The following is a 25,198-nucleotide window of genomic DNA, read 5'->3' as shown; positions in this document are numbered from 1 at the left end:
CGACTTGTCATATTCCTAATGATAGCGTTTACATAATGTGGGGTATAATATCCTTGTACATCAATTCACAAGAGAGGGTGGGCGTCATGGTCACCTTGTTCATATTAGCGGTCATGATCATCTTTTTCATCGGGGGCTGGTTGCGGGCCGATCTCGTCGCACTCGTTGGGCTCGTCGCGCTCGTATTGACGCAGCAACTGTCGCCTGTCGAGGCGATGGCAGGTTTCTCGAATCCGGTCGTCTTGATGATCGCCGGATTATTCATCGTCGGAGCGGGCCTGTTTCATACAGGACTCGCCGAACGGCTTGGCGCTGGGCTCATTCCTTATGCGAAAGGGAGTGAGGTGCGTCTATTTCTCGTTCTGATGGTCACCGTGACGTTTCTATCTAGTCTCATGTCGAACACGGGGACGGTCGCGCTCTTGATCCCGGTCGTTCTCGCCATGTCGAGACAAACCGGTACGAATCCGGCAAAACTGTTAATGCCGCTCGCGTTCTTTTCAAGCATCGGCGGGACGATGACACTCATCGGCACCCCACCGAACCTTGTCGCCGCTGAGGCGCTCCGTGGTGCCTCAGTCGGAACGCTCGGTTTCTTCTCGCTACTACCGATCGGGTTCGCCGCCGCCGTCGTCGGGCTGCTCTACTTTTATGTCATCGGGAACCGGCTGCTCGATGCGGGCGAGGTTCGTTCGTTCGTCGTCGCTCGTCTGCCGATGCCTGACTTGAACATCTACGCGCTCACGCTCACGAAAGGTCATCCGCTTGTCGGGAAAGCACTCCGAGACGTGAAGTGGTCACGTGACGGTTTGATCGTCCTCGGCGAAAAGCGAAAAGGGCTCGCGCATCGACTCGTCACGGCTCGAGCCGATACGGTGCTCTATGAGGGACGTGTCCTCGTCAGCGGGGCAGAAACGGATGTTCGACGCGTCGCCCGTCAAGAAGGGTTGATCGTTGAACCGATGGAGCTGAAAGACGTCTACGGGAAAGGGTCAGGCGTCGCCATTTTCACCGTCCCATCTGATAGCCCGCTCATCGGTCACTGTCTCTCGGAAAGTCGTCTGCGAAATGACTACCGCTTGAACGTGCTTCAAGTCATCCGCCCGAACGAAGAAATTGCGATGACACGGCTGAAAGACGTCCCGTTAGAGCGAGGTGATATGCTCGTGGCCCAAGGCGAGTGGAGCGATTTAGAAAAAGCGGGTGACGAGACACACTTGTTGCTCGCGAACGAGCGCGTGACCGATGTCGCCAACCGAGCTGTGTCCGAGCGCCATCAACTCGCAGCCGGTCTCATCATGCTCGTCATGGTCGTGCTCCTCGTCTTCGAATGGGTCGACCCGACCGTTGCCGTTTGGCTTGCGGCCATCGCGATGGTGCTGACGGGAGCGGTCCGGCATATGGACGTTGCCTACGAGTCGGTCCAATGGTCGTCGCTACTGTTGATTGCCGCCATGATTCCAGTCGGGACCGCACTCGAAAACGCGGGTGTCATGGCCTGGCTTGTCACATGGATCAGTGAGTCGTTCGGGCGCGCTGGTCCGGTCTGGGTGCTTGTCGCCATCTTCGTCGCAACGATGGTGCTCAGTCAAATCATCTCCAATACGGCAACGGCCGTCTTGTTCGCACCGCTCGCCTTATCGCTCGCCGCGTCACTCGAAGTCAGTCCGGTGCCGCTCGTCGTCGCGGTCGCCGTCGCGGCATCACTCGCGTTTATGACGCCGTTCGGCTCACCGACGAACGCGATGGTGTTCAGTATCGGCGGCTATCGCTTTTTCGATTTCGTTAAAGTCGGTTTGCCGCTACAAATGATTGTCGCGGTCGTCGCGATGTTTTCGATTTTATTCCTCTTTCCATTCTGAAAGAGGAAATTTTTGTTAGTTGACGAATAAGACGAATAAGTTGAAAACAATGAACTAATGAGGTGAAGAGATGATGTGGAAACGAATCGGTATCCTCCTGTGCGTCTTCTTCCTGGCAGCTTGCTCGAACGCCAGTGAAGAACCGACGCTCGGAGAGGACGCGTTGCTGGCCAAAAGGTATTTGGAGGAGAAAGGTTATGAGATCGTCTCTTACAAGGGAGGGGACACGTCACGTTTCGAGAAGAAAGACCTTCTCGATTCACCTGTGCGAGATACTTGGAGCGTCCAGACGACGCCACCGGACGACTATATCGGGCGTGACATTAAGCGAGAGCATTTCGTCGTCCGTAACCATCTGCTCGATGATCAGTACGAGCTCGGACAGACGAACGTCTTGGTCCTAATTGATGACGGGGACATCATCGGCGGGACCTCATTCCCTGATTCAAAGGAACCGCTGATGGGGGCACCTTATTCACTGGATGGGAAGACGGCGGAAGAGCTACATCCCGATTATTGGACGTGGCGCGAACAATGGGAGACTAAATATAGCGAATAAACAAGCGCCTCGGGGTTCCCGAGGCGCTTCTGTTATGAGGCTGTGCTTTTCAGTTTTCCGGGAAGTTTGCACCGCTCGAAATAGATGAGTTGTCCTTGGCGGACGATGCGCGCCCCTTTATGGTCGTGACCGGCCTCCTGGAGCATCGCTAGCCCTTTCGCTTTTCCTTCTTCGTCGTTCGCTGCCTCGAATGAATCATTAAGTAAAATCGTGCCGTCATTCTCGAACGCGGTGACTGTGTACATGTTCAAACGGATCCCCCCCTTTTTTTCATTGTACTGAATCACCATTCATTCTTCAAGCGGTGGTTTCGTCAGTTCGTCGAACGTGAGCTGACGGGCTGTCTCCGTTCGGGGGATCAAATCGGAGACGGTCATGCCGATCAGACGGACCGGCTCGTTGATTGACATCTCGTCGAACAAGCGTCGGGCGAGCCGTTTGATTTCGTCATGGTCATGGGTCGGATGGTTCAGCTTGATTTGGTGGCTGCGTGCTTGGAACTCGCTCGTCTTGATTTTGATCGTCACGGTTTGACAACTCAATTCACGGCGGTCGAGCTGTTGCAATACGTCTTCGATTTCAGGGATGACGCGCTCATACACTTCCTCCGGGTCGTCGAGGTCAAAGGCGAACGTCGTCTCCGAGCCGATCGACTTGCGTTCACGGGTCGGGACGACGGGACGGCTGTCACGTCCGTGGGCGAGTTCGTATAACTGGACACCACGGTCATGGCCGAGGATGGCCTTCAACTGTTCAGGTCGCGCCTGCTGGATGTCGGCAATCGTTTCAAACCCGTGCTTGAACAAAGTCTGGGCGGTCACTTTTCCGACACCGTGCATCGTCGTGATCGACAGCGGGGCGAGGAACGACTCGACTTCGTCCGCGGCGACGATAGTGAGGCCGTTCGGTTTGTCGAACCCGGAGGCGATTTTGGAGACGAACTTGGACGGGGCGACGCCGGCGGAAGCGGTCAGTCCGGTCCGGCGTTTGATCTCGCCGAGAATGTAGCGCGCCACGTAAGGAGCCGACGTGCTCATGAGCGAGTTCTCGGTGACGTCGAGGTACGCTTCATCGAGCGATAGCGGCTCGACGAATGGCGTCACAGACTTGAAGATCTTCATCACGTCTTGGCTCACTTGCCGATACGCCTGAAAGCGCGGCTTGACGAACGTCGCTTGCGGGCACAGGGCGAACGCACGGCGTGACGACATGGCGCTATGCACGCCGTATTTCCTCGCCTCATACGAACAGGTGGCGACCACTCCACGACTGTGAGGGGCGCCACCGACGATGACGGGCTTATTTCGCAAATGAGGACGGTCTCGTTGTTCGACGGATGCATAGAACGCATCCATATCGACATGTATGATTAAACGTTCCATCGGCATCTCCTTTCTGTTTCAATCGACTCCTTTCATTATACCGAACTTTTGTTCGTTTTTTTACTTCTTTGTTTATCGAGACGTTGTTGAGTTCGAGGCTGACTTGGGAATTGGAGCAATGAGCCGATCCAATTTTTTCGCTTTAACCAAATTTGAATCAACAGCGTGAACAGGATAATCATGAACCAAGCGAACAAATAGCCGAGCGGCCACTCGAGTTCAGGCATTTGTTTAAAGTTCATGCCCCAAACGGCACCGAAGGCGACGACCGGCGTCGTCAGTGCCGTGAAGACGGTCAACGCCTTCATGATCTCGTTGCCGCGAAAGTTTGACAGCGTCGAGGCGAGATCGGTCATCGCGATGACATCTTCCTGGTAGTGTTCAATTAACGTTAACAGCCGGTCGACACGGTACTCAGCAAGGCGATAAGACTTCAGCTCATTCAACTCTATGTCGAGGAACGCCTCTCGTCCCGCCATCAGTAGCTCGCGGTACGGGACGACCGTATCTGACCAACGTTCAATCTCACTCCGCAGCCCAAATATCTCGTTCATGAATTCAGGCGGAACTTGACCGCTCATTTCACGCTGTGACATCATCAGGCGTTCCTCATATTCATCGATCCCATGGAAGTAATAGTCCATCTTTTCGGCGAGCAGGTCATAGAACGCTTCAATCGGTGTGGCATATTGTTTCGCTGCGACGATCTCGCAGTACAAATCGTCAAACCCGATCGTCCATAAAAAGTCGCGCGTCACGAAATAGTGACCGATTTTCTGCGGTTCGCGTTCGAGCTGCTCATAGTCGAGCGTGAGCGAACCATACATATAGTCCTGCTCGACGATGATTTTCGTCACTTTGGCCGTCGTCAGTTGTTCGAGCCAATACGTGTACGCCTCCGCATAGTGGTCGTCAACGTGTACGATTTCCTCAGGTCGCGTGTACCAAGTCCAATTCATCCTTCATTCCCCCAATGTTCTTCTCTCCTCAAGTATTCCCGGTTTACCGAGAAAGTTGGCATCTGGGGCGAACTTTCGTTAAGATGGAAGTACTGACAAGAAGAGAGGTGCTTTCATTGATGACTAAAATCGGTCAGCTCAAAGTGGGCGACACGTTAAACCAATATGTAATGATCAAACAATCATATCGAGGGCTCGCCGGGAACGGGAAGCCTTATCTGACGCTCGTTTTATGCGATGAGAGCGGCGAAATCGAGACGAAGGTGTGGGATAGCGCTGATACCGAGAAGTACGGGACGAAAAAGATCGTCCACGCCTCAGGAGAAGTCATGGACTATCGGGGCCGGACGCAGCTCAAACTGAAGCAGATCTCGATTATCGAAGGGGAGACGGACATCGCACCGTACGTCCGCTCTGCGCCGATCCCGAAGTCGGAGCTCGAGACGACGATCCGGGCGTATATCGACGCGATCAGTCACGAGGGCATGCGGGAACTCGTGACGACGATTGTCGACCGAAACGAAGAGGCATATTTCACGTATCCGGCGGCGGTACGTCATCATCATGCGGTCTATTCAGGGCTCGCGTTCCACGTTATGTCAATGCTCAAACTGGCCGGAACGATGTGTGACTTGTATCCACAGTTGAACCGGGACTTGCTCGTCTCAGGTGTCGTCTTGCACGATTTGGCGAAAGTCATCGAGCTGTCGGACGCGATCACTCCGGAGTATACGCTCGAAGGCAAACTGCTCGGTCATTTGTCGCTCATGGCGTCCGAGATCGAAGTCACAGCCCGCGAGCTCGGGACCGATCGTGAAGTCACGACGCTGTTACAACATCTCGTCTTGAGTCACCATGGGAAGCCGGAGTGGGGCTCGGCGAATGCGCCGCAACTTCCGGAGGCCGAGATGCTGTTCTTCATCGATAACATCGACGCGCGGATGAACATGTTCGATAAAGCGTTCGAAGGTGTCGAGCCAGGAACGTTCACAGAACGGGTCATGGCGCTTGATAACCGGGCGTTCTACAAACCGAAGCTATAAAAAAAGGCAGGCATCCCGCGGGATGCCTGCCTTTTGCTTATTGTTCTGTCGACTCTTCAGCCGGTGCTTCTTCTTCCGCTTTGAGAGCGTCTTTTACTGCGTCGAATTGTGTTGAGGCTTTCGCGTCTTTCACGTCAACGTTGTATTTTTCGATCAACTCAGCGTAGATTTTGTTGGCGTCGACTGAAGCTGCTTTTTCAGTCGCCAATTCTTCACGGATGCGGTCTTTCTCGTCCTCGAGCTTGAGGTCTTTTTCTTTACGGTCTACGACTTTGATGACGTGGAATCCGAATTGTGATTGGACCGGCTCTGAGACTTTACCGACGACATCTTCTTGGAACGCGTATGCTTCGAATTCAGGAACCATGGCACCGGCTGAGAAGTAACCGAGGTCGCCGCCTTTTTCGCCTGAACCAGTGTCTGTTGATTTTTCTTTCGCAACGTCTGCGAAATCAGCGCCATCGTTCAACTCTTTGATGATCGCTTGCGCTTCTTCTTCCGTCTCGACGAGGATGTGGCTCGCCTGGACTTCGACGTTCTCTTTGGCGAATTGTGCTTCGATTTCTTCATCCGTCACGTCGACGAGTTCAGACTTGGCAGCATCGACGAGCATCTGCCCACGGAGCGCTTCTTTGAATTCGTCTGTGTTAGCCATACCAGCCTGTTGGATCGCTTGTTCGAACTCTTCTTTCGAGTTGAACTGCTCTTCCGTCTTGCTGAACTCTTCGTCGACTTTCTCTTGCTCGACTTTGTCGCCATACTCTTTTTCAAGAAGTGCGTTCATCGTTTCTTGGAAAGCGAGTTGTGGGACCATACGGTCGTAGCTCATGTCCGCGATTTCACCGCGCGTGATTTCGCCACCTTCGAAAGAGACAACAGCTGAGTTGTCAGAAGATCCGCCGCTCGTTGCAGCGTACGTACCGCCTACACCGATGAGAAGCGCGATTGCCGATGCGCCGACAAGGGCACCAGTTGAAAACTTTTTGTTTTGTTTGTTTGGTTCATTCGTCATTCCGTTTGACATATATTCCACCCCTAAAAATCTATAAGTTTCTATGTTCGACTATACCACATTTTGTTAATGCTGACAGCTGTTCGATTACCTGTGTAGTATCATAGCACAGAAACGTGTCGTATAATGATGAAAGAGAATGTGAAATGATGGGGTGGGAAACGTGTCGTTAGAAGAGAAAGTTAATCAGTTGTCTTTTCAGATGGAGCTGTTGCTCGGACTAGTCGATTGGTCGAGTCGGCCGTTTGAATATGAAGTCATCAAAGCAAACTTGACGAAGGAAGAAGTTGCGGACTTCTATAAACTACTCGACGAAATCAACAATCAACAAAATGAGCAAAGGCGTTACGGCTTGTCGTCCGTAGAGCCTTTGCTCGTCAGTTTCGTCGGGATGTTGCATCCGTCGTTAGACCCTGGGGTCATCTTGGCGGCGTGCGTCAAACAAGGGATCGCTCTCGAAATCACAGAGCCCCTTTACGCGCACGTCAAGCTTCTTTAGTCAGCTCGTCATCTTCGGGACGACGGCCTGCCTCTTCAGAAATCATTTTTGATGTTTCGGCGAAGATGTCCATAAAGTTGTCGCCGTACAGGCGGCGGACGATGGCCGTGATGTCCGTCAAGTCCGGGAACTTCCCATATAACTCCTGCAACGGGAGCGAGGCACGGAACACACCGTTCTCTTCAGGGTCGAACGCATGGATTGTTTTGAGCAAGAGCGCTTCACCTTCAGGCGTCAACTGTACATAAGTATTACGTTTGTCCGTTTCTTTTTTAGAGAACGTGAGGAGACCACGATCTTCTAATTTTTTCGAAAAGTTGAACGCGGTCGATACGTGCATCACGCCATATTTCGCAATCTCAGAGATTGAGGCGCCACCGAGCGCGTGGGCAATCCATAAAATATGATGCTCGTTTATGTTCAAATCGAAAGGCTTGATCCAGTTCTGCCAGTCTTTTTCGACCGTCTTCCACAATGCTTTACTGAGCTGAATGATTTTATGGCTATAGAGCATGGCCTCAGGGCCAGAGAATTCTTTTTCATGTTCCATCTCAATTCATCCTTTCCGGATACAAAGTGACTAAAACGACGGACGATGCCTAAAGACCGGTCAGTCGGTCTTCTTCGCTTTCGCTTCGGTCATATCTGACTGTACGTTTGAAAGCTCGTTTAGGTTTCCTTGGATCTGCTCGATTGAAGGCTGAATGTCTTGTTGATAGCGTTCGACCTCGGCTTTCACTTGATCCGTCAATTCTTTGCCTTGCAACTTACCAGCCGCCACCACTTGTGAAGCATCTTTGGCAACTTTTTGGAATTGTTCTTTCAACGTAGTGATTGTAGACGCCCGATGCTGATTCGATGCGGCATCGTTGGCCGTTCCACGAGCAATCTTTTTCACTGTCGCCACGCCTAAAAACGCTACGACAAAGCCAAAAGCAACCCACTCGCGACGATTGTGACTCGACAATACATTCCCCTCCTCAAGCACGATAATGCTAGAATACATTCTTTTCATATTATTTTACCAAAAAAGAGAGATTAAAAACCTATATCTCAAATAAAATTTTTCAGAACATTCAATTTTGACCGAAAAATCATTTTATTTTAAAATGAGGTCAAAGGAAGGTGACCTCCAGTGGACAAGCAAAAGCGTTGGTTCGATGACATGCTAGACTTGTACAACGCGGCGAAACAACTGGGAGATGACCCTTGGGCACATAAAATAATGGAAGCACTCGAGGCGGGATACGAAGCGTCAGAACAGAACGAACAGACGCGTAAACAAACTTTGCTTGAAAAGCGACTTTTTGAAATCGACACCCGTCTAAATGAATTAAGAAAAGAGTTCGAACAAGCGGAGTCTGTCAAATCTCGTCAGCAACTGTATGAGCAGGCGATCAAATTGCAAATAGAGCGGGCTCAAATTGAAGAAGAGCGGAAGCGGCACTTCAATTCGATCAACTCGTCATGAAAGACATGAAAGCGGACCAGGCTCTCGGAGGAGTCTGGTCCGCTTATTTTGTTCAAACACGTTGTTTGATTTGAGCCGCGAGCGTGTTCATTTCTTCTGGCGTGTACGCATCGTTATGGGTTTCCCATTTCGCATCGAAGCCGTCTTCTTGGCCGTAGCGTGGAAGCAAGTGAATATGGAAATGGTACACCGTCTGACCGGCGATCTCTTCGGCGTTCGAGAGGACGTTCATCCCGATCGCGCCCGTCTCGCGTTGAAGCGCGCTCGCGATTCCCGGGACCGCTTTAAAGACGTCACTTGCGACGTCACTCGGCAGTTCGTAAATGTTTTTGGCATGATGTTTCGGGATGACGAGGGTATGGCCTTTCGTCACTTGGGAAATGTCGAGAAAAGCGACGACGTCATCATCTTCGTACACCTTGTAAGAAGGGATGTCGTTGTTGACGATTTTACAAAAGATACAATTGGCATCGGTATGCATCGTATTTCCTCCATTCATGAAATGACTGATCGATTTCATCATAACACGGAAGTTCAGGCGAAAGAATGATTGTCCTCGTTCTCACGTCATCCTACAATAGAAGGACAAGAGAAAGTGATAGGAGTGGAGAGAATGGCGTATGAACGATCGAAAAAGACGACAAGGCAGCGCAAGATTCGCCTCGTCATCGTCCTAGCCGTTTTGCTCGTCTTAGCGACGGGGGCAATCTATATATGGGGCTATAAGCCGGCGGAGGCGAACGCGCAAATCCACGTTCGATTTAAAGAGGCTCTGTTGACGGAAGACGTCGCTTTCTTTGAGCAGACGGTTGAATATGAGACTGAGCCGCTCACGCGCGCCGAGGCACTCCGGTTCATGCGTTGGCTGAACGAAGAGAAGTCGATTCGAGGTGAGGCGATCTCTGAGGTGGCGGCGGACCGCGCCGATGAACGTCAAGGTATGGAGTCAGTCGGGTTGTTCCGCTTGCTTGATACGGGAGACGGCCGGTTCGGCTTTGCGGATTATCGAATTGAGCTGTTACCGCAAACGTTCGTTGCGACGTCAGACGTGCCGTTGACGAACATATGGGTCGATGGGACACAAGTAGGCCGGATTGATGCGGCGGGCGACAGCCTGACGGTCGAGCGGATGCCAGGCCGGTACGACGTCAAAGCCGTCGCGGTCGTGAACGGGGAGACCGTCACGCGAACGGAGACGGTGACGCTCGTTCGGGAGGAACAGCTCGCTTTCGCGCTACAGCCCGAAGCGAACGAGACGATTGCCGGTCAGTTCGATATCGAGCGGGTCGAGCTGATCGAGATTGAAGTCGAGGCGAGGACCGGGCATTCGCTTGAAACGATTGAGTCGGTTATGAACAAGCGGGAGAAAACGGTCGTCGGACAGCTCGGTGAACCGCTTGAACGGGACGGCGACGTGTGGCGGTATGCCGGTATGGATGTGACATTTGTTAAAAAGAAAGTGAACCAAATCGACATCGATTTGGACAAACGGACGGACGATATGGTCGCCCTCCTCGGTGAACCGAATGAACGAATCGAGACAGAGCTTGGGATCGAGTGGCGTTACGATCGCTCGCTGTTCGAATCGATTTTCACGCTGCTCGGCCTAGAAACGGAAAAACGCTTCATCGAACGCGACGGGGCGATGTATTTATTGTTAAGTTGAACGAAAAAAACGGGACCCTCGTGTCGAGGGTCCCGTTTTTGTAGCACTGGATTAGCGCTTTTTGTTCATTGATTTCATAACGAACGATACGATCAAGATCAAGATAATCGCACCAAGAAGTGCTGGAATAATCGCGATGTCAGCGATGATTGGTCCGAAATCAGGGAAGATCAATCCGCCAAGCCAAGCACCAATGATACCGGCGATGATGTTACCGATGACGCCGCCTGGTACGTCTTTACCTAAAATAAGACCTGCTAACCAACCGATGATACCTCCGACGATCAAATAAAGAATAAAACCCATGCAAACATTCTCCTCTCTGTTTTGTCCATTGTTCTTAATAACAATTTTATGGAACAATGGAAGTGATGAATAAGTTTTTAAAATGCCTTACAGTAGAGAATATTCCCATGTGACAATTTTTAAAACATATATCACAAAAAAAAGTTGAAAATAAGGGGTGGAGTTTTCATGTTACACGTCGAACACTTGAACGGCGGTTATATAGGTAAACAAGTGCTGCATGATGTTTCGTTTGAAGTAAAAAAAGGTGAGCTCGTCGGGCTGATAGGGCTAAACGGTGCCGGGAAGTCGACGACGATTAAACATATTTTAGGATTGCTTGAACCGATTTCGGGATCGGTCGAAGTCGACGGCGAAACGTTGCAATCGTCTGAAAAAAATTATCGCAAGAAAATAAGTTATATACCTGAGACGCCGATTTTGTATGACACGTTGACGTTACGTGAACATTTGTTGTTGATGGGGAAAGCGTACGAGATTGACAGCCGTGACCTCGAGATGCGGACGGAACGCTTGGCCCGCGACATGCGCATGGAGAAACAGTTGGACTGGTTCCCATCCGTCTTCTCGAAAGGGATGCGCCAAAAAGCGATGATCCTGAGCGCGCTCGTGACGAAGACGCCGCTCTTGATCGTCGACGAACCGTTCGTCGGGCTCGACCCGCTCGCAATCCGTCAACTGCTCCGCCTGTTTGATGAGTATAAACAAGAGTGTGCGATTCTCATGTCGACGCACATCCTCGAGACGGCGGAACGTCACTGTGACCGGTTCGTGTTTCTCCATCAAGGAGTCGTGATCGCGACCGGTACGGCAGCGCAGTTGCGTGAAAAATATGCGCTCCGTCCTGACGCAACGCTCGATGACATTTATGTCGAGGCGATCGAGGCTGAGGAGCGGGCGCAATGAGGGTGTTCAACGCGCGGTTTAGTAGTTGGATGGAAGAAGTCGTGAAGTATAGCCGCTATGTGGCGAACGGGGGTCTCTTGTTCACGCTCTACTTCACGCTCATTTACGGGGGGTTCGTCTACAATCAATTTTTAAACGGACTCGACCCGGCGTTTCCGAGCGAATGGATCGTCGCGCTCGTGTTCTTGTTCTTGCCGCTCGGGCATCGGCCGCGGACGTTGCTTCAAGAAGCGGATCAAGTGTTTTTGTTGCCGGAGCTCGGGGATATCCGTTCGTATATGAACGGGGTTCGTCTGTTCAACGTCGTGTTCGCGAGCGTTCGGGCGCTCGTTGTCATGCTCGTGGTCTTGCCGCTCATCGTCCGGACGCAAGCGCTCACGCCGGCAGAAGTAGGCGCCATCGTCGCAGCGAGCGTGTTGCTTTCGGTGGCGGGTCGCCTCGCAAAGCTCGAACTGATCTCAAATGTGGTGCTCTTCAGTGCGCTCGCGAGTGGAGTCATCATGATTTTCGGTGTCCCGTTATTGACGCCGGTGCCGGCGCTTGTCGCGCTTGTCTTGCTTCATCTAAGACGGCACGACCGCATCCCGCTCCTTGATTGGCTCACGCTCGAGCAGAAGAGCAAGGCGCAGTTCGACCGTGTCATCAGTTGGTTCGTCGACTTGCCGGCGATGCGGGAAGAAGTGAAGGAGAGAAGTGTCATCGTGCGAACGCTCGAGCGTTCGGTGCTCAGACGCGCGGATGCCGCGCGTTATGTCTATGGCTTACGCGTCATCCGTTCGAAAGACTCGCTCGACCTCGTGTTCCGCCTTTCTGTCGTGGCGTTCATCGTCATGTGGCTGTCGGGTGGCTGGTATGTCGGCTTGGTCGTCCCGCTGTTCGTCGGTTTGACCGCACTCCAACTCGTGCCGCTCTTCAAACGGCTCGATACGATGTCGATCGCTTCATGGTTGCCGATCACGCGTCTTGAACGGCTGGCGGGTTACAAATGGTGGATGAACCGCTTGCTGATTGGTCAGTTGGTCGTCCTGACGGTTGGGTCGGTCGTGTTCGGTGCTAGAGTTGACGCGGTCGCGGGAGTCGTGCTCGGCTATCTCGTCATCCGTTACTATTTAGGGCGGTTGAAATGAATAAGGGCCACCCTTCCGCATGTGGAGGGTGGCCCTTTGACTGCTATTATTTTTTTGGTGACATGACCGACACGCTCGAGCCGAGAATCTTCGGCAGGCGAGCCGGGGTGTCAGTTTCCGAATCGATTTCACCGTACGCCGATACACCGTGCTCGGCGATATCGAGTCCGACGTCTTCTTGCTCTTCAGTGACACGGAGACCGATCGTCACGTCGAGTAGTTTTAAGAAGACGTAGCTTCCGCCTCCGGCGATGACCATTGCGATCAAGACACCAAGCGCCTGGACGCCGAGTTGTGACAAGCCGCCACCGTAGAAGAGGCCGGCCGAACCGATGCCGGTGATCTCGACGAGACGCGGTGATGCGAAGAACCCGAGTGCGAGTGTTCCGATGATGCCAGCGACACCGTGGACCGAGAAGGCACAGAGTGGGTCATCGATATATTTCGCCATGAGGATACTCGTGCCGTATGTTGCGATGGAAGCTAGGGCGCCGATGACGACAGCGGCCCATGGTTCGACAAAGGCACAAGCGGCTGTGATGGCGACGAGCGCCCCGAGAACACCGTTGACGACTGAAGGGATGTCGGCCGTCTTCTTGTGGATCATGACGATGGCGAGAGCGCCGAGCGCACCGGCAGCCGTAGCGAGCATCGTCGTAAGAGCGACATAACCGAAGAATCCGTCAGCAACCGACATCGTCGATCCCGCGTTGAACCCGAACCAGCAGAGCCAAAGGACGAGTCCGCCGACGACCGTCAAGACGTGGTTATGACCGGCGAGTGATTCTGTTTTCCGTCGTGGTTTCAAGATGATCGTCGCCATGAGGGCGGCCATCCCACCTTGGAGGTGGACGACGGCTGAACCTGCGAAGTCTTGCATCCCCATTGAGCCGAGGAGTCCACCCGCCCAAACCGAGCGAGCGACGATCGGATAGAGAATGGCGACGAAGAAGATACCGAATAAGACGTAAGCCGACAGTTTAGCCCGTTCCGCAAATCCGCCCCAAGCGATTGCGAGCGCAACGGCGACGAATGACAATTGGAACAAGAATTTAATGTCGAGCGAGACGTTAGCCCAGTCGAGGCTCGTGAACGATCCGTTTAAAAAGAATCCTTCAGTCCCGAACCAGCGGGTACCATCCCCGAATGAGAGGCCGAACCCGACGGCCCAAAAGGCGATTGCCGCCACAGAGAGGCTGATGATTTGTTTGACAGCGACATGCCCGGCGTTTTTAGCCCGGAGCGTCCCAGTCTCGAGTAAGCCGAAACCAAGTTGCATCGTCAAGACGAGCAGTGCAGCGATGAGTACGAACAGCGTGTCCATATAATACATAATTTCTTCCATGTTGCGATTCCTCCTTTTAGCAAGTGTGATTTCAAAAGTTGGTTTCAGTTTAAGACGAAATGAACGGGTTGGATTGCAATTTGTCAGATTATCTGACATAGTTTTTTTGAGAAGGGAGATGGCGGACGATGGACTACAAGTCGAAGAAAGTGATTGGAATGGGCATCATTACCGAACTGACCGGGCTTTCTGAACGACAAGTGCGCTATTATGAGGCGAAAGGACTCGTCTTCCCGGAACGGACAAAGGGAGGCTCACGTAAATATTCTTTCCATGACGTCGAACGGTTGATCGACGTGGCGTCGAAGCTTGAGGACGGATGGCGGATTCAAGACATTAAAGAGCGCGAGAAACGTCTGTCGACGAGACAGCGTGACGATTTGATCCGGGGTCAGCTCAATTCGGCGTTCCGCACGTACCCGACAAAGAAATGACACAATGAAAACACAATGAAAATGCTTCACATTAGCATTATTCTAATTAATTTCTGTATAATGTTTTTGAGTTCACATACCTATAGAAGAAGAGTGTAGGAGAATTATAGAGGGGAATGACGCGACGTATGAACGATACTATTTTGAAGGCGTTTCGAGGAGAGGCGACAGACTATGTTCCGGTCTGGTATATGCGCCAAGCCGGACGCTACCAACCAGAATATCGTGAGATCAAGAAAACGAGGACGTTGTTCGAAATCACACACGATTCAGAACTATGCGCCTACGTGACAGAACTCCCGGTCAAGCAACTTGGAGTCGACGCGGCCATTCTGTACAAAGATATTATGACACCACTCCCATCGATGGGTGTCGATGTAGAAATTAAGAGCGGGATTGGCCCGGTCATCGATAATCCGTATCGGACGATGGAGGACGTCGAGCGCTTGAAACCGCTGAATATCGACGACATCTCGTACGTGCTCGAGACGATCCGTTTGCTCCGGGAGCGTCTTGAAGTGCCGCTCATCGGATTCTCGGGAGCGCCGTTCACGCTTGCGAGCTATATGATTGAAGGCGGTCCATCGAAAAGCTATCATCGGACAAAAGCACTCATGTACGCTGAGCCGGACGTTTGGAACGCGCTCATGGACAAACTTGGAGACATGGTCATCACGTACGCCAAAGCGCAAGCTGAGGCCGGGATCCAAGCGTTCCAATTGTTCGATTCATGGGTCGGGACGCTCAGCCGCAAAGATTATGTCCGCTACATTAAACCGACGACTGAGCGCATCTTCACTGAATTGCGCACGCTCGACATCCCGCTCATCATGCACGGTGTCGGAGCGAGCCATCTTGTAGAAGAATGGCAGGATCAGCCAATCGACGTCGTCGGGCTCGACTGGCGCTTGTCGGTTCAAGAAGCGCGCGATCGCGGCATTACGAAAGCGGTGCAAGGAAACTTGGACCCGTCGTTCTTGCTGGCACCATGGCCGGTCATCGAGGAGAAAGTGAAAGAAATCCTCGATGAAGGGATGAAACAACCGGGCTACGTCTTCAACTTGGGACATGGGGTGTTCCCAGAAGTCGACCCGGCCGTACTCGTCAAATTGACGGCATTTATCCATGACTATTCACGTGAAAAAATGGGAGGCAAATCATCATGAAAACAGTCGGATTACTCGTAATGGCTTATGGAACACCATATAAACCGGAAGACATTGAACGATATTATACGCACATCCGTTACGGACGCAAGCCGGCACCGGAAGCGCTCCAAGACTTGACGGAACGTTATGAGGCGATCGGGGGCGTATCTCCGCTCGCGAAGATCACGATTGACCAAGCGGAGACGCTTCGAGACATTTTGAACGAGCGTCACGCTGGTGAAATCGACTTCAAATTATATATCGGTCTCAAGCACATCGAACCGTTCGTCGAGGATGCGGTCGCGCAAATGGCGAACGACGGCATTAAAGAAGCGGTCTCAGTCGTTCTTGCCCCTCATTATTCGTCATATAGCGTCAAGTCTTACAACGGACGCGCCCATGAAGAAGCGGCGAAATACGACATCGAGATCCGTTCGGTCGAGTCGTGGTACGATGAGCCGAAATTTATCAATTGGTGGGCCGAAGCGATCAAAGACACGTTCGCGAACTTGCCGGTCCCAGCCGAAAAGGCGTGCTTGATCGTGTCGGCGCATAGCTTGCCAGAGAAGATTTTGGCCGGTGGCGATCCGTACCCGGATCAGTTGAAAGAGACGGCAGACAAGATCGCGCAAGCTGCCGGTGTCATCAACTATGAGGTCGGTTGGCAGTCTGAAGGCAACACGCCGGATCCTTGGATCGGGCCGGACGTCCAAGATTTGACGGCTGAACTTCACGAAAAACATGGCTACGAGGCGTTTGTCTATACGCCGGTCGGTTTTGTCGCTGACCACCTCGAAGTGCTCTTCGACAACGACGTGGAATGTAAAGTCGTTTGTGACCGCCTTGGCGTTCACTACGCACGTCCAAACATGCCAAACGCAGAGCGGAGCTTCATCGAAGCCGTCGCAGATCGGATGGAAAGCGTGATCGTGCATCATGCGTAATTTGACGATTGTCGGTGGTGGGATCACAGGTCTCACCGCCGCTTTTTATGCCGAGCGTTATTTGCCGGAAGACGTGTCGATCACGCTGTTAGAGGCGAATGACCGGTTAGGCGGAAAAATCGATACGTTCGAGACCGGTGAATTCGCGGTCGAGCGCGGTCCTGACTCTTACGTGTTCAGGAAGACGGCGATGACCGAGTTGATCCATGACGTCGGTCTCGGGGACGAGCTCGTCCGGAACGGGGTCGGCCAAGCGTACGTCTTGCATCATGACGGGTTACATCCGATCCCGAAACAGACGGTGATGGGCATCCCATTCGACGTCGACGTGTTCAAGCAGACGTCGCTCTTGTCAGAAGACGAGCACGCGGCATTGCGGGCCATGCTGTTGTCGCCCCCGGACATCACGCCCCCGGAGACGGACGTCTCACTCGGCCTCTATCTTCGAGAACGGGTCGGGGATCCGATTGTCGACCGATTGATCGAGCCGCTATTGTCGGGCATTTATGCCGGCGATATCGACAAGATGAGTGCGCTGTCGACGTTCCCGCAGTTTATCGAAGGTGAGAAGAAGTACGGCAGTCTATATGAAGGGATGCGCCATCTTCGTCCCGAACAGCGTGTCGCTGAAGTCGGCGCGAAGAAAGTCGGACAGTTCGCTTCGCTCCGGCGAGGTTTGAAGTCGCTGACGGACCGTCTCGCGGAACGGCTCGAGCGGACAGAGGTCATCTTGAACTGTTCGGTCGAACAAGTCGAGGAGACGGAGACAGGCTATCGTCTGCTCACGAATCGTGGCGATATGGATTCAGAGCGTCTCGTGCTGACGGTCCCGCCGCGTCTCATTCGTCAGTTCTTACCGAAAGTCGACAGTGATTTCTTGGCCGATATGAAGCCGCATGCGACCGCGACGTGCTCACTCGTCTTTAAAGAGACAGATATCGAGCTCCCGTTCGTCGGTACGGGCTTCGTCACGAGCCAAGAAGCGGACGTGATGATCACGGCGTGTACGTTCATCGATCAAAAATGGCCACACGCCGTGCCAGACGGCTATCACGTTCTCCGTGTCTTCCTCGGTCGTCCGGGTGCTGACGAGATCGTCGATGCGCCGGATGAGGACATTGTGGCGACAGCGCTGCATGACTTGGGCGGTTTGATGAACATCAAAGCCGCACCGCTCCAGGCGGTCGTCAGCCGGCTGCGGGACGGATTGCCACCGTACGCGGTCTTCCACGCCGACCGGGTGCGAGCGCTTCGGGCCGAGATGAGCCGAGTTTATCCGGGCGTGCTGCTCGCGGGGATCGCCTACGACGGGATCGGCATGCCGGACTGTATTAAGAGCGTCCACGAGCAGATCAAACAGTTAGCAGAACTTGGTTAAGGATTTGTGAAGAGAGGTGTCGGATTTTTCCGTCGGCCTCTCTTTTTGTTATAGTTAGAAGCGAAAGAGAAAAAGAGGGAGTGGATGTTGATGACAACGTATAAACTGTTCGTATCCGATATGGATGGCACGATTCTGCACAACCACACAAAAATCGCACCGGAGACGGCGGAAATCGTCCGCGCCGCCGAAGCGCAAGGGATTCGCTTTGCGATTGCGACGGGACGCAATTACTTCAACGCGAAAGGAATTCTCGATGAAGCCGGTCTCACGTGCCCGATCGTCTCGTCAAACGGGGGCCGCGTCTTGACTGAAACGGGAGAGGTGCTCCATGAAATCGATTTGACGGTAGAAGAAGCGCTCGAAGTCGTGTCGGTGCTTCATCAAGACCATAAGTATTCGGATATCTTTTATGAGATGTATTCGGAAGCGGGACTTGTCGCAAGTCGCCTCGATTTGATTGAAGCGACGATGGAAAACTTGAAGCAAAATGGTGACGACCGGTCGCTCGAGATGTATGAGTTCTTCCGGAAGCGCTATTACGTCAACGAAGACGTCCGTCTCGTCGAGGACATCGAGGACTTCATCAAAAACGAGGCCGGACGCGTCTATAAATTCATCGCGTTCTCAAGTCATTTTGAGAAGATGTCATCACTATGGACTGAAATCGATGAGCGTGTCGACGGGGTATACGTCACGTCATCAGGGAACGACAACATCGAAGTGATGGCGAACGGGGCCGACAAAGGTCACGGCGTCAAGAAGCTCGCCGAGCACTTCGGTGTCGATTTGTCAGAAGTCGTCGTCATCGGTGACAACTTGAACGACGTGCCGATGTTTGAAGTCGCCGGCAAAGCGATTGCGATGGGCAACAGTCACGAGGAGTTAATTGCCATCAGCCACCACGTCACGGAACGTCATGATGAGTATGGCGTCGCGAACGCGTTGAAGCGCATCATGAGCGGTGAGTGGAAGTAAACAAGTTGTAGAGCGGGTGATTCGTCTCGTATAATACAACTAACGAACATCCGATTAGGAGGAAACCGACTGTGAAATTTATCTTTAACCCGGACATCCGGGACCCAAAACTCAACTTGGCGGTCGAGGAGTATATCCTCAAGCATTTGAACGTCGAGCATGAGGACTACTTCTTGTTCTATATTAACGGCCCGTCGATCATCATCGGCAAAAACCAGAACACGTCAGAAGAAGTCAACTTGAAGTATATCGAAGAGAACGGGATCGACGTCGTCCGTCGCTTGTCTGGCGGCGGTGCCGTCTATCACGACGAAGGCAACTTGAACTTCAGCTTCATCACGAAAGATGACGGCAATTCGTTCAATAACTACAAGAAGTTCACACAGCCGATCGTCGATGCGCTCAAACAACTCGGTGTCGAAGCAGAATTGACCGGTCGTAACGATATTCAAGTCGGCGAACGGAAAATCAGCGGGAACGCCCAATTCACGACGCGCGGTCGTATGTTCAGCCACGGGACGCTCATGTTCAACTCGAACATCGAGGAAGTCGTCAACTCGCTCAACGTCTCAGAAGAGAAGATGCGCTCAAAAGGCATCAAGTCGGTTCGGAGCCGGGTCGCCAACATCACGGAATTTTTAGAAGAAGAGATGGAGATGGAACGGTTCGTCGAGGCGCTCCTCCACTCGATCTATGATGGTCAAGACCCGGAACGTTACGTGCTCCGTGACGAGGACTGGGAAATCGTTCAAGACATCTCGAAAGAACGCTACGCGAACTGGGACTGGAACTTCGGGAAGTCACCGAAGTTCGACGTCGAATCGAAGCGTCGTTTCCCGATCGGCACGATTGACGTTCGTTTGAACGTCAATAAAGGGACGATCACGGAAGCGAAAATCTACGGCGACTTCTTCGGCGTCGGTGATATCCACGACGTCGAGCAGGCACTCGTCGGGACGCGGTTCGAACGGGTCGCGATTCGGGAACAATTGTCACACCTCGACGTCAAGCATTACTTCGGTAACGTCGACTTAGAAGAATTGGTCGATCTCATTAGCTGAGGCGATTTTGCAGGAGGATGGTCTGTTTCAGAGACCATCCTTTTTGGCGTTTTCGTGAAACCTCGTGTGTAGCGTTGCGAGTCGTTGCGGGAAGGCGTATCATAATTATTGCAAGCGCTTTCGTTAACGGAGATGAGCCAATAGGAGGAATGAAGATGTGCCGTTTCATCACAGAATGGATGGACACGAACTGGATGTGGGTGACCGATCAACCGACGTTCGAGCGAGCCATGCTCGCGATTGGTCTTGAGCTAGAAGGAAAAGGAATTGTCGATGATACGTTCGCGCAAGTCATCATCGAGCAGGAGCGCACGATCCCGTCCGGAGTGACGGACGTCGCCATCCCGGTCGCTGTCATCGACGTGCCGAACCAGGTCTCAAAGCGCGATGGCATCACGCTGCTCCACTTGAACCGTCCGTTCGACGTGCGGACGATCGCCGGGGAATCGGTCTGTGCAGAACTGATCTTTATCATCACAGCGACGACTGACGAGAAGAAACAGACGTTCCATAAGTTGATCGATGATCTGCTCATGGACGACGAAGCGTTGCAAGCGCTTGTTCACGTCCAAAGCCGGGCCGGGCTATATCATTTGCAGACGATGGATTTGAAAGCGTTTTCTTCCTGAGATGTTTCATGTACAATAGAGGTAACTGAAAAAGAGCGCGGTTGCCGTGCTCTTTTTTACGGCTCAAGAGTGAATCGTCATTCATTTCCAAAGGGGGATTACCATGGCAAACTTAGTCACAGCGTTACAAGGGGTTGTGGCCGCGCATCCAAATAAGGCGGCCTACGTGTTCGGGGAGGACACGGTCAGCTACGAACAGTTTTTCGGACAAGTCCAAGCGATGGCATCGACGCTTGAACAGAAGGGGATCGACAGAGGGGACCACGTCGCGCTCGTCCTTGGGAATAGCCCGGCGTTCTTGATTTCTTATTTTGCGGTCCTCGCGCGAGGGGGAATCGTCATTCCGATCAACCCTACATATACGCCGGACGAGATGGCTTACATTTTACTCGATGGAGACGTGAAAGCGATCGTCGCCTTGTCGCCGCTCGTCGCGCAAGCCGAAACGGCGCTCACGAACTTGCCGCAGTTGAAACTCGTCATCTCGGTACCGTATGCGGATGTGCCCGCAATCGAGCGCACAGGGGATATCGAATTTATGCCGTTTTCAAAAGCGTTCGCCTCGGGCGTGACGGCGCTAGTCGAGGTCGATGAACAAGACGTCGCCGTCATCTTATATACGAGCGGGACGACAGGTAAACCTAAGGGAGCGCTGTTGACCCACCTCAACTTGTTCTCGAACGCGCACTCAATCGGAGAATATCTCGAGATCACACCGGACGATAAGGCGCTCGCGGCGCTACCGATGTTCCACGTCTTCTGTTTGACGGTCATCGTCAACGCGCCGCTCCTGCGCGGGGCGACGATCATCATCTTGCCGAAGTTCTCGCCGCAAGACGTATTCGATCTCATTCCGAAGCACCAGGTCAGCATTTTTGCCGGTGTGCCGACGATGTACAACTTCTTGTTACAAACGGCGCTGAAAGTACCGGCTTACGCGTCGGCGCTCAAGCACGTCCGCGTCTTCGTCTCGGGCGGGGCGAGCTTACCGGTCCAACTGCTCGAATCGTTTGAACAAAAGTTCGAGTGTAAGATCCTCGAAGGGTATGGCCTGTCAGAGGCGTCGCCGGTCACTTGTTTCAACCCGCTCCACGGGGAACGGAAAGCGGGATCGATCGGTCCGTCAATCGTCCACGTCGAGAACAAAATCGTCGACGAGCTCGGCGAAGAAGTCGGTGTCGGCGAAGTCGGGGAACTCATCGTCCGCGGTCCGAACGTCATGAAAGGCTATTACAAACTGCCTGAGGAGACGTCGATGACGCTTCGGGACGGCTGGCTCTATACGGGCGACTTGGCGAAACGTGACGAGGACGGATATTTTTACATCGTCGACCGGAAAAAGGATATGGTCATCGTCGGTGGTTATAACGTCTACCCGCGGGAAGTCGAAGAAGTGTTGTACCAACACCCGGGCATCGTCGAGGCTGCCGTCATCGGCGTGCCCGATGCCGAGCAAGGTGAAGCGGTGAAGGCGTTCATCGTCACCCGCGATGAGCTTTCGGTCGACGAGATCCGCGCGTTCGCGGCGACGAAACTTGCCAAATATAAACAGCCGAGCCACATCGAGATCATCGATGAGTTACCGCGAAATACGACCGGTAAAATTTTGCGGACGGTTTTGAAAAGCGAAGCGTTTCAACGCAACTGAATCAAGCAAGGGCGACACACAATTGTCGCTCTTTTTTTATTTCATACGTTTGACACCATTACGGGGTAGGGGTATATTAGACGTGAGGTGATAACAATGGATGAATTCTTGCACGAACAGCCGCTCGTCCCGCGCGAAGACGCCGAGCGAGTTGCGCTCAGTAAACGGCTGCGCCGGATCGAAGGCCAAGTCCGTGGGATTCAAAAGATGGTCGAGAGCGACCGATATTGCGTCGATATCTTGACGCAGACGTCGGCTATTCAAGCCGCGTTAAAGCAAGTCGAGATGCAGCTGCTTGAGCGTCATATGCGTAAATGCTTGGTCCATGCGAGTGAAACGGAAGATATGGATCCATACATTGACGAATTGATGACAATTGTCAGCCGCATTAAAAAGTAAGGAGGTGCTCGTATGAAGACTGTCGAACTGTCGATTCAAGGAATGACATGCGCCGCATGCTCAGCCCGAATCGAGAAAGTATTGAATAAGATGGACGGGGTCGATGCGACCGTCAACTTGCCGCTCGAGACGGCGACAATTCGCGTCGAGGACGGCATCACCGAAGAGGAGCTGATCGCCCGGATCGAGAAGATCGGCTACGGGGCGGAACGAAAAGTCGAGCGCACACCGAAACATGACCTCCGCCCACTAGAACGGAAAGTGCTCATTTCGGCGCTTCTTTCGGCGCCGCTCTTACTCGTCATGATTACCCATATCCCTGGGTTAATGTTCCATGCCGATTGGCTCATGAACCCGTGGTGGCAATTCGCGCTCGCGACACCGGTCCAGTTTTGGATCGGGGCCCAGTTTTATCAAGGGGCGTATAAGAGCCTGAAGAGCGGGGCGGCCAATATGGACGTCCTCGTCGCGACGGGGACATCCGCCGCCTACTTCTATTCCGTTTTCGAAATGCTCATCCATCCGATGAATCCGTCCCTTTACTTCGAGACGAGCGCTGTGTTGATCACGCTCGTATTGCTCGGGAAATGGTTGGAGGCACGGGCGAAAGAAAAAACGACAGATGCGCTCAAATCGCTTCTGTCGCTGCAGGCGAAAGAAGCAATCTTACTCGTCGACGGGGAAGAGCGGTCGGTGGCGATCGACCTTGTCAACGTCGGCGACGTGATCGTCGTCCGTCCAGGTGAGAAAGTGCCGGTCGACGGTAAGATCGTTGAAGGTGAGACGGTCATCGATGAATCGATGTTGACCGGCGAATCGATCCCGTCTGAAAAAGGCGTCGGTTTTGATGTCGTCGGTGGGACGATCAATCGAACACACCGCTTCTTGATGGCGGCAGAGCGTGTCGGCAGCGAGACGATGCTTGCGCAAATCGTCCGTGTCGTCGAACAGGCACAAACGGATAAAGCACCGATTCAACGGCAGGCCGACCGAATCTCTGGCGTGTTCGTACCGATCGTCGTCGCCATCAGTGCCGTCACGTTCGCCGTTTGGTTGTTCGGGTTTAATGATCTCGATATGGCGATTCGGTCTTCAATCGCCGTCCTCGTCATCGCTTGCCCGTGTGCACTCGGACTTGCGACCCCGACCTCGATCATGGTCGGGACCGGCCGTGCGGCTGAACAAGGCGTCCTCTTTAAAGGGGGCGGTCAACTCGAATCATTGAACGGTGTCGATGTCGTCGTGTTCGATAAGACGGGGACGCTCACGAACGGGACGCCTGAAGTCGTGGCGACGTTCGGGGACGAGTCGTTCTTACAACGGGCGGTCATGGCCGAGCGTCAGTCGACGCATCCACTTGCGGAAGCGATCGGTCGTGGCGTCGGCGTCGGGCACGTGGAACGGGTCGAAGAATTATCGGGCCGAGGATTGAATGCGGTCGTCGATGGGAAAGAGCTTCTTATCGGTTCGGTCCGGATGATGCGCGAGGCCGGATTCACGTTGCCTGATTGGGACATGCAAGCGATGACGCCAGTTTACGTGGCGAGTGAATCTGAAGTCGTGGCAGCGTTCGGTCTTCAAGACCGGTTGAAAGAAGGTAGCCGGGAAGTCGTGCAACGACTTGCGACGACGAGACAAGTGTATGTCTTGACGGGAGACCGAAAAGAAGTCGCGCTCGACGTGGCGCGTGAACTAGGCATCGCTGAAGCGAACGTCATTGCCGAGGTGTTGCCCGTCGAGAAGGCAGACCACATCGAGGCACTGAAACAACGTGGCCGCGTCGCCATGGTCGGTGACGGGATGAACGATGCGCCTGCGCTCGCCGTCGCGGACGTCGGTATCGCCTTCGGCAGCGGGACGGACGTCGCTTTAGAAGCGGCGGACGTCACGATCATGGGTCGGGACATCGAAGGCGTGGATCGGGCGATCGAGATGAGTGCGCTCACGATGCGAAACATCCGTCAAAACCTATTTTGGGCGCTCGTCTATAATAGCTTCGGTATACCGATTGCCGCGGCCGGTTTGCTCGCTCCATGGATTGCCGGGGCGGCGATGGCGTTCAGTTCGGTTTCGGTCGTATTGAACGCACTGCGATTAAAAAAACAAGGAGGACATCAAAAATGAATGAGACAGTCTTGAAAGTAGAAGGTATGACATGTAACCATTGTAAGGCAGCGGTTGAAGGGGCTTTGACCGAATTAGAAGGCGTCGAGTCAGCCATCGTCTCGTTGCAAGATCACCGGGTCGATGTCATCCATAACGATAAGATTTCCGTCAAAACGATGATCGAAGCTATCGAAGAACAAGGTTACGACGTCAACGCATAACGACCGGATCCCGCCTGTGAGGCGGGATTTTTTTGTGATGTTCTCATACTAAAAACTATGATATAGTATAGATGATAATGAGAATCGGTATCAGCGGGAAGGTGGGGTTACGATG

At 53.1% G+C, this 25,198-nt stretch carries 28 protein-coding genes; 19 read left to right on the top strand and 9 right to left on the bottom strand.

Annotated elements, in window-relative coordinates; all coding sequences use genetic code 11:
- Positions 1-86 precede the first annotated feature (86 nt).
- Both EVJ30_RS09090 and EVJ30_RS09085 read left to right on the top strand, forming a co-directional pair.
- Positions 87-1,862, top strand: coding sequence for an SLC13 family permease (locus EVJ30_RS09090; protein ID WP_236636071.1), 1,776 nt, complete (start codon positions 87-89; stop codon positions 1,860-1,862).
- A gap of 70 nt (positions 1,863-1,932) precedes the next feature.
- Complete coding sequence (locus EVJ30_RS09085) at positions 1,933-2,421, top strand: hypothetical protein (protein WP_131468822.1); 489 nt, start codon at positions 1,933-1,935, stop codon at positions 2,419-2,421.
- A 32-nt stretch (positions 2,422-2,453) separates the two neighbouring features.
- Here the strand turns inward: EVJ30_RS09085 and EVJ30_RS09080 are convergent, their stop codons facing one another.
- The 3 genes from EVJ30_RS09080 to EVJ30_RS09070 are packed head-to-tail and all read right to left on the bottom strand — an operon-like array spanning position 2,454 to position 4,762.
- On the bottom strand, positions 2,454-2,666 hold the full coding sequence (locus EVJ30_RS09080) for a YhzD family protein (protein WP_236634125.1): 213 nt from the start codon (positions 2,664-2,666) through the stop codon (positions 2,454-2,456).
- Between the two features lie 45 nt (positions 2,667-2,711).
- On the bottom strand, positions 2,712-3,803 hold the full coding sequence (dinB, locus tag EVJ30_RS09075; RefSeq protein ID WP_236636070.1) for a DNA polymerase IV: 1,092 nt from the start codon (positions 3,801-3,803) through the stop codon (positions 2,712-2,714).
- Between the two features lie 35 nt (positions 3,804-3,838).
- Positions 3,839-4,762, bottom strand: a complete 924-nt coding sequence (locus EVJ30_RS09070) for a CorA family divalent cation transporter (protein ID WP_131458126.1) — start codon at positions 4,760-4,762, stop codon at positions 3,839-3,841.
- A 119-nt stretch (positions 4,763-4,881) separates the two neighbouring features.
- On the opposite strand from EVJ30_RS09070, the gene EVJ30_RS09065 reads away from it, so the two are divergent.
- Positions 4,882-5,805, top strand: a complete 924-nt coding sequence (locus tag EVJ30_RS09065; RefSeq protein WP_201739072.1) for an HD domain-containing protein — start codon at positions 4,882-4,884, stop codon at positions 5,803-5,805.
- 37 nt (positions 5,806-5,842) lie between these two features.
- On the opposite strand, the gene EVJ30_RS09060 is transcribed toward EVJ30_RS09065, so the two are convergent.
- The gene (locus tag EVJ30_RS09060) at positions 5,843-6,829 is read right to left on the bottom strand and encodes a peptidylprolyl isomerase (RefSeq protein WP_131468818.1); all 987 of its coding nucleotides are present in this window, start codon (positions 6,827-6,829) and stop codon (positions 5,843-5,845) included.
- A gap of 151 nt (positions 6,830-6,980) precedes the next feature.
- On the opposite strand from EVJ30_RS09060, the gene EVJ30_RS09055 reads away from it, so the two are divergent.
- On the top strand, positions 6,981-7,316 hold the full coding sequence (locus EVJ30_RS09055) for a DUF1878 family protein (protein WP_236635571.1): 336 nt from the start codon (positions 6,981-6,983) through the stop codon (positions 7,314-7,316).
- On the opposite strand, the gene EVJ30_RS09050 is transcribed toward EVJ30_RS09055, so the two are convergent.
- Together EVJ30_RS09050 and EVJ30_RS09045 are read right to left on the bottom strand one after the other, a co-directional pair.
- Positions 7,303-7,866, bottom strand: a complete 564-nt coding sequence (locus tag EVJ30_RS09050) for an HTH-type transcriptional regulator Hpr (RefSeq protein WP_131458124.1) — start codon at positions 7,864-7,866, stop codon at positions 7,303-7,305. The genes EVJ30_RS09055 and EVJ30_RS09050 overlap by 14 nt on opposite strands.
- Before the next feature lie 60 nt (positions 7,867-7,926).
- Positions 7,927-8,283 (bottom strand): hypothetical protein, encoded by a 357-nt coding sequence (locus EVJ30_RS09045; protein ID WP_233589624.1) that lies wholly within the window; start codon positions 8,281-8,283, stop codon positions 7,927-7,929.
- Positions 8,284-8,451: 168 nt separating this feature from the next.
- On the opposite strand from EVJ30_RS09045, the gene EVJ30_RS09040 reads away from it, so the two are divergent.
- Complete coding sequence (locus EVJ30_RS09040) at positions 8,452-8,787, top strand: hypothetical protein (RefSeq protein WP_131458123.1); 336 nt, start codon at positions 8,452-8,454, stop codon at positions 8,785-8,787.
- Between the two features lie 52 nt (positions 8,788-8,839).
- Here EVJ30_RS09040 and EVJ30_RS09035 read toward each other — a convergent pair whose 3' ends face one another.
- Complete coding sequence (locus tag EVJ30_RS09035; RefSeq protein ID WP_131458122.1) at positions 8,840-9,268, bottom strand: HIT family protein; 429 nt, start codon at positions 9,266-9,268, stop codon at positions 8,840-8,842.
- Between the two features lie 132 nt (positions 9,269-9,400).
- Here EVJ30_RS09035 and EVJ30_RS09030 point away from each other — a divergent pair, with 132 nt between their 5' ends.
- Positions 9,401-10,453, top strand: a complete 1,053-nt coding sequence (locus tag EVJ30_RS09030) for a hypothetical protein (RefSeq protein WP_131458121.1) — start codon at positions 9,401-9,403, stop codon at positions 10,451-10,453.
- Positions 10,454-10,504: 51 nt separating this feature from the next.
- Here EVJ30_RS09030 and EVJ30_RS09025 read toward each other — a convergent pair whose 3' ends face one another.
- Entirely contained in the window at positions 10,505-10,759 is a 255-nt protein-coding gene (locus EVJ30_RS09025; protein WP_070327866.1) for a GlsB/YeaQ/YmgE family stress response membrane protein, read from the bottom strand.
- Positions 10,760-10,927: 168 nt separating this feature from the next.
- On the opposite strand from EVJ30_RS09025, the gene EVJ30_RS09020 reads away from it, so the two are divergent.
- Both EVJ30_RS09020 and EVJ30_RS09015 read left to right on the top strand, forming a co-directional pair.
- The gene (locus EVJ30_RS09020; RefSeq protein ID WP_070327865.1) at positions 10,928-11,665 is read left to right on the top strand and encodes an ABC transporter ATP-binding protein; all 738 of its coding nucleotides are present in this window, start codon (positions 10,928-10,930) and stop codon (positions 11,663-11,665) included.
- Positions 11,662-12,792, top strand: coding sequence for an ABC transporter permease (locus EVJ30_RS09015; protein ID WP_131458120.1), 1,131 nt, complete (start codon positions 11,662-11,664; stop codon positions 12,790-12,792). The genes EVJ30_RS09020 and EVJ30_RS09015 overlap by 4 nt, the downstream gene beginning before the upstream one ends.
- Positions 12,793-12,838: 46 nt before the next feature.
- Here EVJ30_RS09015 and EVJ30_RS09010 read toward each other — a convergent pair whose 3' ends face one another.
- The gene (locus EVJ30_RS09010; RefSeq protein ID WP_131468816.1) at positions 12,839-14,137 is read right to left on the bottom strand and encodes an ammonium transporter; all 1,299 of its coding nucleotides are present in this window, start codon (positions 14,135-14,137) and stop codon (positions 12,839-12,841) included.
- 128 nt (positions 14,138-14,265) lie between these two features.
- Between EVJ30_RS09010 and EVJ30_RS09005 the strand changes: the two genes are divergently transcribed.
- The 11 genes from EVJ30_RS09005 (at position 14,266) to EVJ30_RS08955 (ending at position 25,083) form a co-directional block, all read left to right on the top strand.
- The gene (locus EVJ30_RS09005; protein ID WP_131458118.1) at positions 14,266-14,571 is read left to right on the top strand and encodes a MerR family transcriptional regulator; all 306 of its coding nucleotides are present in this window, start codon (positions 14,266-14,268) and stop codon (positions 14,569-14,571) included.
- Between the two features lie 116 nt (positions 14,572-14,687).
- A complete protein-coding gene (hemE, locus tag EVJ30_RS09000) occupies positions 14,688-15,737 on the top strand; it encodes a uroporphyrinogen decarboxylase (protein ID WP_131458117.1) in 1,050 nt (349 codons plus the stop codon).
- A complete protein-coding gene (gene hemH, locus EVJ30_RS08995; RefSeq protein WP_131458116.1) occupies positions 15,734-16,663 on the top strand; it encodes a ferrochelatase in 930 nt (309 codons plus the stop codon). Before hemE ends, hemH begins: the two co-directional genes overlap by 4 nt.
- Positions 16,656-18,041 carry a protoporphyrinogen oxidase gene (gene hemG / locus EVJ30_RS08990; RefSeq protein WP_131468814.1) on the top strand — a complete coding sequence of 462 codons (1,386 nt, stop codon included), beginning with the start codon at positions 16,656-16,658 and terminating at the stop codon, positions 18,039-18,041. The genes hemH and hemG overlap by 8 nt, the downstream gene beginning before the upstream one ends.
- 84 nt (positions 18,042-18,125) lie before the next feature.
- Complete coding sequence (locus EVJ30_RS08985) at positions 18,126-19,019, top strand: Cof-type HAD-IIB family hydrolase (RefSeq protein WP_131458114.1); 894 nt, start codon at positions 18,126-18,128, stop codon at positions 19,017-19,019.
- A 71-nt stretch (positions 19,020-19,090) separates the two neighbouring features.
- Positions 19,091-20,080, top strand: a complete 990-nt coding sequence (gene lplA / locus EVJ30_RS08980; protein WP_131458113.1) for a lipoate--protein ligase — start codon at positions 19,091-19,093, stop codon at positions 20,078-20,080.
- Positions 20,081-20,235: 155 nt separating this feature from the next.
- Positions 20,236-20,709, top strand: coding sequence for a PTS sugar transporter subunit IIA (locus tag EVJ30_RS08975; protein WP_236634118.1), 474 nt, complete (start codon positions 20,236-20,238; stop codon positions 20,707-20,709).
- Positions 20,710-20,812: 103 nt separating this feature from the next.
- Entirely contained in the window at positions 20,813-22,357 is a 1,545-nt protein-coding gene (locus tag EVJ30_RS08970; protein WP_131458111.1) for a long-chain-fatty-acid--CoA ligase, read from the top strand.
- A gap of 96 nt (positions 22,358-22,453) precedes the next feature.
- Positions 22,454-22,756, top strand: a complete 303-nt coding sequence (locus tag EVJ30_RS08965) for a metal-sensitive transcriptional regulator (protein WP_070327854.1) — start codon at positions 22,454-22,456, stop codon at positions 22,754-22,756.
- Between the two features lie 12 nt (positions 22,757-22,768).
- The gene (locus EVJ30_RS08960) at positions 22,769-24,880 is read left to right on the top strand and encodes a heavy metal translocating P-type ATPase (RefSeq protein WP_131468812.1); all 2,112 of its coding nucleotides are present in this window, start codon (positions 22,769-22,771) and stop codon (positions 24,878-24,880) included.
- Positions 24,877-25,083, top strand: coding sequence for a cation transporter (locus tag EVJ30_RS08955; protein ID WP_131458109.1), 207 nt, complete (start codon positions 24,877-24,879; stop codon positions 25,081-25,083). The genes EVJ30_RS08960 and EVJ30_RS08955 overlap by 4 nt, the downstream gene beginning before the upstream one ends.
- Positions 25,084-25,198: the final 115 nt, after the last annotated feature.

Origin of the sequence: Exiguobacterium sp. SH5S13 (assembly GCF_004337085.1) — a bacterium.
In the GTDB taxonomy this organism is placed as follows: Bacteria; Bacillota; Bacilli; order Exiguobacteriales; family Exiguobacteriaceae; genus Exiguobacterium; species Exiguobacterium aurantiacum_A.
The sequence above is the reverse complement of the archived record's forward strand: the minus strand, read 5'-3'. Positions and strand labels throughout refer to the sequence as shown.

Excerpts from the sequence above, each read along its gene's own strand:
- EVJ30_RS09030 (WP_131458121.1), top strand. The coding sequence starts at position 9,401 with ATGGCGTATGAACGATCGAAAAAGACGACAAGGCAGCGCAAGATTCGC.
- EVJ30_RS09020 (WP_070327865.1), top strand. The coding sequence starts at position 10,928 with ATGTTACACGTCGAACACTTGAACGGCGGTTATATAGGTAAACAAGTG.
- hemH (WP_131458116.1), top strand. The coding sequence starts at position 15,734 with ATGAAAACAGTCGGATTACTCGTAATGGCTTATGGAACACCATATAAA.
- EVJ30_RS09060 (WP_131468818.1), bottom strand. The coding sequence starts at position 6,829 with ATGTCAAACGGAATGACGAATGAACCAAACAAACAAAACAAAAAGTTT.
- dinB (WP_236636070.1), bottom strand. The coding sequence starts at position 3,803 with ATGGAACGTTTAATCATACATGTCGATATGGATGCGTTCTATGCATCC.
- EVJ30_RS09065 (WP_201739072.1), top strand. The coding sequence starts at position 4,882 with ATGACTAAAATCGGTCAGCTCAAAGTGGGCGACACGTTAAACCAATAT.
- EVJ30_RS08985 (WP_131458114.1), top strand. The coding sequence starts at position 18,126 with ATGTTGATGACAACGTATAAACTGTTCGTATCCGATATGGATGGCACG.
- EVJ30_RS09050 (WP_131458124.1), bottom strand. The coding sequence starts at position 7,866 with ATGGAACATGAAAAAGAATTCTCTGGCCCTGAGGCCATGCTCTATAGC.
- EVJ30_RS09010 (WP_131468816.1), bottom strand. The coding sequence starts at position 14,137 with ATGGAAGAAATTATGTATTATATGGACACGCTGTTCGTACTCATCGCT.
- EVJ30_RS09025 (WP_070327866.1), bottom strand. The coding sequence starts at position 10,759 with ATGGGTTTTATTCTTTATTTGATCGTCGGAGGTATCATCGGTTGGTTA.
- EVJ30_RS08960 (WP_131468812.1), top strand. The coding sequence starts at position 22,769 with ATGAAGACTGTCGAACTGTCGATTCAAGGAATGACATGCGCCGCATGC.
- EVJ30_RS09005 (WP_131458118.1), top strand. The coding sequence starts at position 14,266 with ATGGACTACAAGTCGAAGAAAGTGATTGGAATGGGCATCATTACCGAA.
- EVJ30_RS08970 (WP_131458111.1), top strand. The coding sequence starts at position 20,813 with ATGGCAAACTTAGTCACAGCGTTACAAGGGGTTGTGGCCGCGCATCCA.
- EVJ30_RS09080 (WP_236634125.1), bottom strand. The coding sequence starts at position 2,666 with ATGTACACAGTCACCGCGTTCGAGAATGACGGCACGATTTTACTTAAT.
- EVJ30_RS08975 (WP_236634118.1), top strand. The coding sequence starts at position 20,236 with ATGTGCCGTTTCATCACAGAATGGATGGACACGAACTGGATGTGGGTG.
- EVJ30_RS08955 (WP_131458109.1), top strand. The coding sequence starts at position 24,877 with ATGAATGAGACAGTCTTGAAAGTAGAAGGTATGACATGTAACCATTGT.
- hemG (WP_131468814.1), top strand. The coding sequence starts at position 16,656 with ATGCGTAATTTGACGATTGTCGGTGGTGGGATCACAGGTCTCACCGCC.
- EVJ30_RS09090 (WP_236636071.1), top strand. The coding sequence starts at position 87 with ATGGTCACCTTGTTCATATTAGCGGTCATGATCATCTTTTTCATCGGG.
- EVJ30_RS09035 (WP_131458122.1), bottom strand. The coding sequence starts at position 9,268 with ATGCATACCGATGCCAATTGTATCTTTTGTAAAATCGTCAACAACGAC.
- hemE (WP_131458117.1), top strand. The coding sequence starts at position 14,688 with ATGACGCGACGTATGAACGATACTATTTTGAAGGCGTTTCGAGGAGAG.
- EVJ30_RS09085 (WP_131468822.1), top strand. The coding sequence starts at position 1,933 with ATGATGTGGAAACGAATCGGTATCCTCCTGTGCGTCTTCTTCCTGGCA.
- EVJ30_RS09015 (WP_131458120.1), top strand. The coding sequence starts at position 11,662 with ATGAGGGTGTTCAACGCGCGGTTTAGTAGTTGGATGGAAGAAGTCGTG.
- EVJ30_RS09070 (WP_131458126.1), bottom strand. The coding sequence starts at position 4,762 with ATGAATTGGACTTGGTACACGCGACCTGAGGAAATCGTACACGTTGAC.
- EVJ30_RS08965 (WP_070327854.1), top strand. The coding sequence starts at position 22,454 with ATGGATGAATTCTTGCACGAACAGCCGCTCGTCCCGCGCGAAGACGCC.